Annotated in this window: 1 protein-coding gene; it reads right to left on the bottom strand. The window is 43.7% G+C overall.

Annotated elements, in window-relative coordinates:
- Nucleotides 1-859 (bottom strand): AMP-binding protein (locus IG627_RS20690; protein ID WP_193195219.1); only part of this gene is annotated, 859 nt, incomplete at both ends.

Raw genomic sequence — 859 nt, 5'->3', positions numbered from 1 at the left:
CACCGGTACGGTATAAAAGCGCTGAACTGCCTGCTTTACCTGCCACATGAAACGGGTTCGCGATAAAGCGTTCTTCTGTCAGCTCAGGACGGTTAAGGTAACCTCGTGCCAGCCCTTCACCACCAATATACAGTTCCCCTACTGTGCCTTGAGGCACAAGATTTTTTTTTGTATCAAATACAAAATACTGCACATTTTTATTGGGACCACCAATATTTACTGGTCTATCCATATCGACGGTACTACTAGAGCTACATATGGATGTCTCAGTAGGCCCATAAGCGTTGAATAGCCTAACTCTGGTTAACCACTTTTGAGCTACTTTGAAATCCAAAGCCTCGCCACCAACGATTACGCAGCGGAGACTCCTGAGTTTGTAAGGGTCTAATAAAGACAGCATTGATGGTGTCAACATTAAATGGGTGACATCACTAGATCTTGACAAATCTACTTGAAAGTCACGCCGAGATGACATAACTAGTTTACCTGCTGAAGCCAGTGACATGAAGAGCACCCAGCTTGCTGCATCAAAACCAAAAGACATCACATGATAAAAAACACTAATATAGTTAACCTGAAACCTTTCAACGTTATCCCGTATCGTGTTGGTTAAAGCTCGATGCTCAACCATGACACCTTTAGGCCTCCCCGTAGACCCGGAGGTGTAAATCACATAAGCCAGATGGGAAGGTGTTAGACCGGTACCTATTACATTCAGGTTTTCTGTGCTGTAGTCAGAATAGATGTGCCTATTGCTTTGAGCCAATTCGTCCAACTCTAATACATGGCCATTGAACTCCGCCAAGACACTTTTCATATGACCAAGACTTAAAACTACACCTAACTCAGCATCCTCTAA

It is taken from the genome of Microbulbifer taiwanensis (assembly GCF_014904815.1).
Lineage (GTDB): Bacteria > Pseudomonadota > Gammaproteobacteria > Pseudomonadales > Cellvibrionaceae > Microbulbifer > Microbulbifer taiwanensis.
The sequence above is the reverse complement of the archived record's forward strand: the minus strand, read 5'-3'. Positions and strand labels throughout refer to the sequence as shown.